The organism is Campylobacter sp. (assembly GCF_017646085.1).
GTDB lineage: Bacteria > Campylobacterota > Campylobacteria > Campylobacterales > Campylobacteraceae > Campylobacter.
In genome coordinates this window covers 1-9,493 of record NZ_JAGCNF010000018.1, presented here as the reverse complement: position 1 = coordinate 9,493, position 9,493 = coordinate 1, and the positions used below count along the sequence as shown (strand labels likewise).

The window sequence follows — 9,493 nt, the reverse complement described above, 5'->3', positions numbered from 1 at the left end:
GTTTGAAGCATAAGCACCTGATCGTACAACTGGGGTTACGATTATAGTGCTGTTGTTGTTTGGTTTTTTGTTGCCTTGAGTGTTGCCATTTTGGCTTGGTGTTTGTGAATTTGTATCTACATTTGAGCCGCTATTGTTTTGGTTTGTAGCTGGTGTGTTGCTAGGATTTGAGCCTTGAGTATTATCTTGGTTTGGCTGGGTTGGCTGATTGCCCCCTGTATTACCTTGAACATTTCCGCTAGTTTGTGAGTTTTGAGTACTAGAGCTTGGGGTATTTTGAGTGTTGCTAGTGCTTGGGTTAGTTTGTGAGTTAGTACTTGAGCTTAAACCGCTTGAACCTCCGCTACTAGGATTTGGATTTGTGCTTCCTGTGGCCGGGCTATTTAAGCTTTCAGCGCCGTTTTGGCCGCTTTGTCCGTTATTTGCGCCAGTATTATTAGGGGTTAAATTTGAACCGCCTTGGCTGTCTTGATTGCTACCTAGGTCAGCTCCAGCACCATTGCCACCATTTAAATTAGCGCCACTATTGCCACCTTGACTAGCACCTCCGCTACTATTTCCTGCTAAATTTCCATTATCTCCACCATTTGGGTTACTATTGTCTCCGCTACTTGCGCCTCCATTACTGATATCTGATCCATCACCCAAGCTACCACCGCTAGTAGTTCCGCTACCTATGCTAGCCTCTCCTATGGTTGGAGCTGGTGGATTAGTGCCGTTATCTTGCTCGCCGGTGTTTGGCTGGATTGGCGTTTTATTTGGATCTTTGTTGATTGTAGTTTTATCGGTGTCTAATTTTACATTAAATTTAATACTGTTATTACTAGCAACTAATACTTCATCAAATTTACTTATATGATCAGTTAGTTTACCTAACTCAATTTTTACCTCTTTATCAATAGTAAAATATTGTTCTAATGGATTATATTCTAATTTACCATCTACTATGCTGTAATTTTCGGCAACTAGTTTTGAGTTTTTATCATTGCCAAAATCTAGGATAAGTTTTGAATTTGTGCCTTTTTGAGTATAAGTGCCATCAACTGTTAGATCTGTTAGGTCAGCATTGCCTGGGCGGACGGTTGAATTATTGTTGGTTAAATCTTTTTTGATTATACCATTACCACTTAGAGTTGAGCCATTATTTACATAGACATTACCAGCGATTTCACCACCTTTGTCACTAACTCTTTTTAAATTTAATTCACCCCCATCAATAACCGTAGCGCCCTCGTAGGTGTTTGTTCCGCTTAAGGTTAAAATCCCGCTACCAGTTTTAAATAAACCAACATTTAAGCCATCTAGTTGCGTAGGTAAATTATAAGCCAAAGGATTGTGAGTATCAGCCTCCCATTTTCTTTGGCTTATATCGTTACTAAATTCAGCATTATGAGTACCTAAATTTAAAGAGTAATAAACTGCAGTTTGTTCGCCTTCTATATTTTTAACATCGCTATCGCTCAATCTATTTGCGTCCAAAATCCCGATACCATTTAAAGCCTTATCGATATCTAAAATCCCCTGACCAAATAGCTCTTTTTTTGTGATTTTTTGAACTCCAGCATAATCACTGCCAATTGTTGGTATAGTACTTAATAATACATCATCGTAAAAATCCCAGTAATCCAAAGCCATCAAATCAGCATCAACTTGATCATAATCAATACTTCCATCTGGCTTAGTTGGGATATCTCTATCAATATAAAAAATAGTATATTTCTTTTTATATACACCGCCAGTATTTGTTTCTTTCACTACTATTTGCGGGGCTACATAATCTCTATTTGCTGTAGAAAGCAAAACATCAGCAATCTGTTTGCCGTTCATAAATGGAAATTTTTGAGCCACCAAAGCAGCCGCTGCAGTTACCATCGGAGTAGCTTGAGATGTTCCACTTGATGTTCTATATTTATTTTTATCAACTTTGCCAAGCGGATCAACGGTATTATAAGCAGCATTTACATTTGTAATATCTGTACCAGGCGCAACCAAACCAAAGTTATACGCACCTTTTAAGCCGTTTGAATACAAAGTCGCCCCAAGTAGGCTAATTTCAAATTTACCATCACTATTTTTAGTGATATACTCACTATCTAAAGCCCCAATAACTAACATAGATCTAACTTTTTCATCATAATATGGCGCTAGAGCCATCATTCCAGGACTTAAAATTCCTTCATTTCCAGCAGCAAAAACACTTAAAATATTTTTTTCTTTAGCCAATTGAATTAATTCTTTGGCTACTTGATTTCGCTGAATTAATTCCAAATAAGTACTCGCCGTATAAGGATCATCTAGAAATCTATCTGATGTACTAGTTAAAGAGTTTAAGCCTGATAATGGATAAACTGTCGTATTCCAACTATTATTAATTGCAGCAATATTTTTATCTTTAAAATAATCATATACATTTGGATATTTAAATTCAGGACTACTCTCACCATAAGTATTATGACCAGTAATCTGAACCCCATAAGCCTTTGCATTTATTGCAATACCGCTTATTCCATCACTTGATTTGGCTAATATAATTCCTGCTATATGGCTACCGTGAGTATCAACAGAAAAATCTGGAGTATATTGAGCGCCTCTATATTCAGAATAAATTTGCTCTTGAATTTGTCCTTGTAGACTTGGATGATCTTTATTTATCGCACTATCAATCACGCCTACATATACACCATCTCCAGTCATCTTTTTATCAATATGATTGATCAATTCAAAATCACTCACCCCAAACAGATAAACTGGCAAAACTAACGATAATAAAATAGGCGCTCTCTTTTTCATATCCTTTATCCTTGCTTAATAATATTAATTAATCTTATATTATATAAAAATTTATATTATAAAACGCTTTAAAAATTGGCAAAAATTAAATTTAGTTTATAATTTTTAATCAGATAGTAAAAATAATTTTGATATAATCGCCCAATTAATCAAGGAATAGTTATGAGTAAAGAGACGAAATATATATTTGTTACAGGTGGAGTTTTAAGCAGTTTAGGCAAGGGTATTGCAGCAGCTAGTATTGCTACATTGCTTAAAAATGTAGGCTATAAAGTAAGTATGCTAAAAGCAGATCCATATATAAATGTAGATCCTGGTACTATGAGCCCGCTTGAGCATGGCGAGGTGTTTGTTACTGATGATGGCGCAGAGACAGATCTAGACTTAGGGCATTATGAGAGATTTTTAGACGAGGATCTATCGCAAGATAATAACTTTACAACCGGTAAAGTATATAGCTCAGTAATCGAGCGTGAGCGTCGTGGTGACTATCTGGGCAAGACAATTCAGGTTATCCCGCATATCGTAGGCGATATAGTAGATCGTATTAAAAAAGCTGGCGAGGGTAATGATATATTAATAGTAGAAATAGGCGGAACTGTAGGCGATATCGAGGGTCTTCCATTTTTAGAGGCTATTAGAGCGCTTAGAAGTGAAGTAGGCAAATCAAATGGGATGTTTATCCACTTGACATTAGTACCATATATCAAGGTAGCAGGCGAGCTAAAAACCAAGCCAACCCAGCACAGCGTAGGTGAATTAAGACGCATAGGTATAAGCCCAGATATGATAATCTGCCGAACTGAAATGCCTCTAAATAGAGAGCTAAAAGACAAAATAGCAGCAAGTTGTGGTATAGAAAGAAATGCGGTAATAGAAAGCCCAGATATGCAAAGTATTTACCAAGTACCATTAAGCTTTTTAAACCAAAATATCCTTGAACCAATAACTCAAAATCTAAATCTTAAAAATCCTAAGCCAAATATGCAAAACTGGGATAATCTAGTAAAAAGAGTAATAGCTCCAAGCACAGAGGTTAACCTTGCATTTGTAGGCAAATATATAGATTTAAAAGAGAGCTATAAAAGCTTAACTGAGAGCATTATTCACGCTGGAGCAAATCTAGATACTAGAGTGAATATAAAATGGTGCGATAGTGAAAAAATAGATTCTAATAATGTATCTGATACGCTAAAGGAGTCTGATGCTATACTAGTAGCTGGCGGGTTTGGCTCTCGTGGTGTAAGTGGCAAGATAGAAGCGATCAAATTTGCAAGAGAGAATAAAATTCCATATCTAGGTATTTGTCTTGGTATGCAACTAAGCATGATAGAATTTGCTAAAAATGTACTAAAACTAGAAGATGCAAACTCGATCGAATTTGATGAAAATTGCAAAAATCCTATTATATATCTAATAGACAGCTTTATCGATGCAAATGGAAATAAGCAGCTAAGAACTCACACAAGCCCACTTGGTGGAACAATGAGGCTTGGCGGATATGAGTGTAATGTATTAAAAGGCTCATTACTAGCAAAAGTATATAATAATACAACTAAAATCAAAGAGCGTCACCGCCACAGATATGAGGCAAATCCAAAATATAGAGCCGAATTTGAAAAAGCCGGCCTAATAGTAAGCGGTGAGAGTGATGGACTTATAGAAGCTGTAGAGATCAAAGATCATCCATTTTTCTTAGGCGTTCAGTTTCATCCAGAATTTACATCTAGACTAACCAAGCCAAACCCTGCAATACTAGGATTTATAAAAGCTGGAATAGAATATAAAAATGCTAGATAAAGAGGCAATCAAAGAGCTATTAAGTAGTCGTTTTAGTAACGATATCCATACTAAACTCTCCGAAATTCCACTGCCTTGTGAGTTAAAAGATACTTTCAAGGCGGCCAAAAGAATCAAAGAAGCCATCCAAAACGATGAGCTAATAGCAGTCGTAGGCGATTATTATGTAGATGGAATCGTAAGCACAGCTATAATGGCTGAGTTTTTAACTGATATGTCGGCTAATTTTATTATCAAAATTCCAAATAGATTTAAAGATGGATATGGCCTAAATGAAGATATCGTAAAAGAGTTAGACCACGCTACCTTGATAATAACTGTAGATAATGGAATTAGCGCTAATGAAGCTGCACTTATTTGCAAGCAAAAAGGAATCGATCTAATAATCACAGATCACCATATGCCACCGCCTATTTTGCCACAAGCTTACGCTATAATCAATCCAAAGCAAGCTAACTGCCCATTTCCAAATATCGAAATTTGCGGCGCTCAAGTAGCTTGGTATTTAATTGGCGCACTAAAAGAGGTATGCGAACTAAGAAATTATGATATGGCTAAATTTCTTGATCTTTTAACTCTAGCTATAATAGCAGATATGATGGAGTTAAGAGATTTAAATAGGATTTTAGTCCGTTTAGGTTTAGCACGGATAAACTCTAGCAAAAGAGCCTGTTTTGAGGCGATAAAAAATTACTATAATAAGGAAAAATTTGAATTTGATGATATTAGCTTTTTAATCGCTCCGTTAATAAACTCAGCAGGCAGAATAGATGATGCAACCATATCATATGAGTTTTTACGCTCTAGAAATTTAAAAGAAGCCAATGGATATCTAGATAAAATTTGCGAATTCAATGCCTCACGCAAAGCTCAAGAAAAAGCGCTTTTTGAATCTAGCCAAAACGATATAGATGAAAATGAAGATATTATAGTTACATGGGGTAATGAGTGGCACGAGGGAGTTATCGGAATTGTCGCAAGTCGCTTGGCTAAAAAATATAAAAAGCCAGCAATTGTCTTTAGTATCGATGGAGAAAGAGCCAAAGGCAGTGCTAGGAGTGTTGGTAAATTTGATATTCTTTCGCTAATTGCCTCTCAAGAGTCTTTGCTATGTGGATATGGTGGACATAAAGGCGCTGCTGGAATAGTGATAGAAAGTGCTAATTTAAACAAATTTAAAACTGCAATAAATCAATCTTGCTTTTTGCAAGAACTATATGATTTTAGCACAAATGATGAGATTTTAGGACAGATTAACCCTGAAGCGATTGATTATGAGTTAATAGAGATTTTGGAATTTTTTGAGCCGTATGGACAGAAAAATCCACGCCCTCTTTTTGAGCTAAAAGGCGCAATGGTAAAATCAGCTAAGAAAATTGGCAAGGAGGAATCTCACCTAAAAATTATTTTACAAAAAGATAGCAAAACACTAGAAGCGATATTTTTTAACTTTGACTACTTACCAAAAAGTGGTGAAAGCATCGATATCTTAGTAACAATTGCTAAAAATTCATTTCGTGGGCTAATCACCCCTCAACTACTAATAAAAGAGATCATAAGATAGGAGTAAAAATGAGTCTAAATTTTATCAAAAACTTCGTCAAACATGAGAGTTTTAGTGGCGTTTTGCTAATTATTGCTACGATTTTAGCTCTGATTTTTCAAAATGGCTTTTTAAGTCACTTTTATCAAGAGATTTTAAGATCTGAATTTAGTGTTGGTTTTAGAGAATTTACTCTAGCTAAACCGCTAATTTTATGGGTCAATGATGGGCTTATGGCAATATTTTTCTTTGTTGTTGGGCTTGAGCTTAAACGTGAAATTGTAGATGGCGAACTATCAAATCCTAGCCAAATCGCACTTCCAATCATTGGCGCACTTGGCGGGGTTATCTGTCCGGCACTGATTTTTTGGGGTTTTAATCATAGCGATGACTTTGCTATAAGAGGCTGGGCGATTCCAACAGCAACCGATATTGCTTTTGCTCTTGGCGTGCTTATGCTACTTGGCAAAAGAGTGCCTAGCTCGCTTAAGATTTTCTTGCTAACATTAGCTATTATTGATGACCTTTGTGCAATTGTAATTATTGCGCTATTTTATACTTCTGAGCTATCGCCTCTATCTTTTGGCGTAGCAATTGCGTGTTTGATCGTGCTATTTATTCTAAATCGCCTAAAAATTAGCAAAAAATCGGTCTTTTTAGTGCTAACTATGATATTATGGTTTAGCGTACTAAAAAGCGGCGTTCATGCTACCATCGCTGGAGTTGTAGCAGCATTTTTTATCCCGATGGTTGATAAAGAGGGTAAAAATATGCTAGAAGAGCTTGAAAAAGATCTTCACGGCGTTACAAGCTATTTTATCTTGCCAGTATTTGCATTTGTAAATGCCGGGGTAGGATTAGCCGGAGTCGATCCTAAACAGCTAATAAATTCAGTAGGTATGGGAATTTTCTTTGGTCTATTTTTTGGTAAGCAATTTGGCGTATTTTTATTTAGCTTTATCTTTATCAAGCTTGGATTTGCTAAGCTTCCAGAAGGTTCAAATTGGCTACAATTCTATGGAGTATGTATTCTAACCGGTATTGGCTTTACTATGAGTTTATTTGTTGGCGCACTAGCTTATCATGACAGCCCAGTATTTTATCACGCTGATAAGCTTGCAATATTACTAGCTAGTTTTACAGCTGGAGTAGTTGGATATATATATCTATTTTTACTTTGCAAACCAAAAAATAATATAGATTAAGGAGATGTAATGAAAAGTGATAATATAAAAAAAGGCTACACACGCACGCCACACAGATCACTACTAAGAGCCACAGGACTTAGGGATGAGGATTTTGATAAGCCATTTATTGGGATAGCAAATAGTTTTATAGAGATTATTCCAGGGCATTTTTTTCTTGATAAATACTCTAAAATTTTAAAAGATGAAATTCGTAAAAACGGCTGTGTTCCGTTTGAATTTAACTGTATTGGCGTAGATGATGGAATTGCTATGGGACATGGTGGAATGCTTTATTCTCTTCCTAGTCGTGAAATCATAGCAAATTCAGTTGAAACTGTGATGAATGCACACTGCTTAGACGCTTTAGTATGTATGCCAAACTGCGATAAAATCGTCCCAGGTATGCTAATGGGAGCTTTAAGAGTTAATGTGCCTACTATATTTGTAAGCGGCGGACCAATGGCTGCTGGTGTAGGACTTCATGGAGAGGCTCTAGATCTTAACTCAGCCTTTGAAGCAGTTGGTGCATTTGAAACAAATCAAATAGATGAAAAAGAGTTAAAACATATAGAGTGTAACGCATGTCCAAGTGGCGGTAGCTGTAGTGGAATGTTTACTGCAAATTCTATGAATACTCTATGTGAAGCAATGGGTATAGCACTTGAGGGTAATGGCACAATTTTAGCCCTAACCAAAGAGCGTGAAGAGCTAATAAGAGCCGCAGCTCGTAGAATATGTCAAATCGCCCTAGATGAACGCTATAAAATTCGAAATATCATTAACGCTAAATCCATTCACAATGCAATGGTAGTAGATATGGCTATGGGCGGTAGTTCAAATACTATTCTTCATATGCTAGCAATTAGCCGTGAAGCCGGCGCTCCACTAGATATAGCTAAGCTTAATGATATTAGCCGTAGCGTGCCGCATATTGCTAAAATCGCCCCTAGTCTTCAAACCGTTCATATGGAAGATATCGGTAGAGCTGGTGGGTTGAGTGCAGTTATTAATGAAATTGCTAAATTTGATAGTAGCTTGCTAAATTTAGATAGCCTAAATATAGAGGGTCAAACCATCCTAGAAAGAATTAAAGACGCAGATATAAAAGATACTCAAGTAATTAGAACCGTAGATAATGCTTACTCAAAAGTTGGTGGTTTAGCAATTTTATTTGGCAATTTAGCTGAGCAAGGCTGCGTTATAAAAACTGCTGGAATAGTAGGCTCAAGACAATTTAGCGGTAAGGCAGTATGCTTTAACTCTCAAGATGAAGCCATAGAAGGTATAAGCAGTGGTAAAGTGGGCAAAGGTGATGTAGTAGTACTACGCTATGAAGGACCTAAAGGCGGCCCAGGAATGCAAGAGATGCTAAGCCCAACTAGCCTTATAATGGGTCGTGGACTTGGCGCTGATGTAGCACTTATCACTGATGGACGCTTTAGCGGTGCAACTAGAGGTCTAAGTATCGGCCATGTAAGCCCTGAGGCTGCTGAAGGCGGTATGATAGGACTACTAGAAGATGGAGATATAATCGATATCGATGTAGATAACTATAGTATAAATGTAAGATTAAGCGATGAAGAGATAGCTGCAAGAAAAGCCAAATGGCAATACGCTGGCAAGGTAGTAGATAGCAGATGGCTAAGACAATACCAAAAACTAGTAACCAACGCTAGCAACGGAGCAATTTTAGAGGCGTAATCAGCGCCTCACTCTGTTATTAAAAGCAGAGTATTTATACTTCAAAACAATAATTTATCACAGGATTACTACTTTATCTATTAAAAGTAATAGTCTTTAACTATTCTTTTTATGACTTAGATTTTAAATGAATATTTTAAAAGATTGATATATTGTATAAACCTCGCAATGGCTAAGCATTGCGAGTAAATTTAAACCAAGAGATTAGATTTCTAGTCTCTTGGTAATTTAAGCTATTAAAGATTTAAATTTAATTACTGCAGTAGTCTTAATATATTTTGTTGTACTGAGTTGGCTTGGCTCATAGCGTAGCTTCCAGATTGGGCTAGTATGTTAAATTTAGAGAAGTTTGCACTCTCACTAGCAAAGTCTACATCTCTTATTTGAGATTCAGCTGATTTTACATTTACTTGAGTAACTGTAATATTATTTATAGTAGCTACTAGTTGGTTTTGTACTGAACCTAGATCAG

At 36.4% G+C, this 9,493-nt stretch carries 6 protein-coding genes; 4 read left to right on the top strand and 2 right to left on the bottom strand.

Annotated features, from left to right (window positions below; all coding sequences use genetic code 11):
* Window positions 1-2,790: S8 family serine peptidase (locus tag J6V67_RS00880; RefSeq protein WP_291857342.1), on the bottom strand; the 2,790-nt coding region annotated here is incomplete at its 3' end.
* 162 nt (window positions 2,791-2,952) lie between these two features.
* Between J6V67_RS00880 and J6V67_RS00875 the strand changes: the two genes are divergently transcribed.
* Genes J6V67_RS00875 through ilvD form a run of 4 tightly spaced genes read left to right on the top strand, consistent with a single transcriptional unit; the run spans window position 2,953 to window position 9,021 of the window.
* Entirely contained in the window at window positions 2,953-4,590 is a 1,638-nt protein-coding gene (locus tag J6V67_RS00875) for a CTP synthase (protein ID WP_291857340.1), read from the top strand.
* Window positions 4,580-6,154, top strand: a complete 1,575-nt coding sequence (gene recJ, locus J6V67_RS00870; protein ID WP_291857337.1) for a single-stranded-DNA-specific exonuclease RecJ — start codon at window positions 4,580-4,582, stop codon at window positions 6,152-6,154. Before J6V67_RS00875 ends, recJ begins: the two co-directional genes overlap by 11 nt.
* An 8-nt stretch (window positions 6,155-6,162) precedes the next feature.
* Window positions 6,163-7,338 (top strand): Na+/H+ antiporter NhaA, encoded by a 1,176-nt coding sequence (gene nhaA / locus J6V67_RS00865; RefSeq protein WP_291857335.1) that lies wholly within the window; start codon window positions 6,163-6,165, stop codon window positions 7,336-7,338.
* Window positions 7,339-7,347: 9 nt separating this feature from the next.
* Complete coding sequence (gene ilvD, locus J6V67_RS00860) at window positions 7,348-9,021, top strand: dihydroxy-acid dehydratase (RefSeq protein WP_291857334.1); 1,674 nt, start codon at window positions 7,348-7,350, stop codon at window positions 9,019-9,021.
* A 254-nt stretch (window positions 9,022-9,275) separates the two neighbouring features.
* Here the strand turns inward: ilvD and J6V67_RS00855 are convergent.
* Window positions 9,276-9,493: flagellin (locus tag J6V67_RS00855; protein ID WP_291857331.1), on the bottom strand; the 218-nt coding region annotated here is incomplete at its 5' end.

Coding starts and splice junctions, on each gene's coding strand:
- J6V67_RS00875 (WP_291857340.1), top strand. CDS start 2,953: ATGAGTAAAGAGACGAAATATATATTTGTTACAGGTGGAGTTTTAAGC.
- recJ (WP_291857337.1), top strand. CDS start 4,580: ATGCTAGATAAAGAGGCAATCAAAGAGCTATTAAGTAGTCGTTTTAGT.
- nhaA (WP_291857335.1), top strand. CDS start 6,163: ATGAGTCTAAATTTTATCAAAAACTTCGTCAAACATGAGAGTTTTAGT.
- ilvD (WP_291857334.1), top strand. CDS start 7,348: ATGAAAAGTGATAATATAAAAAAAGGCTACACACGCACGCCACACAGA.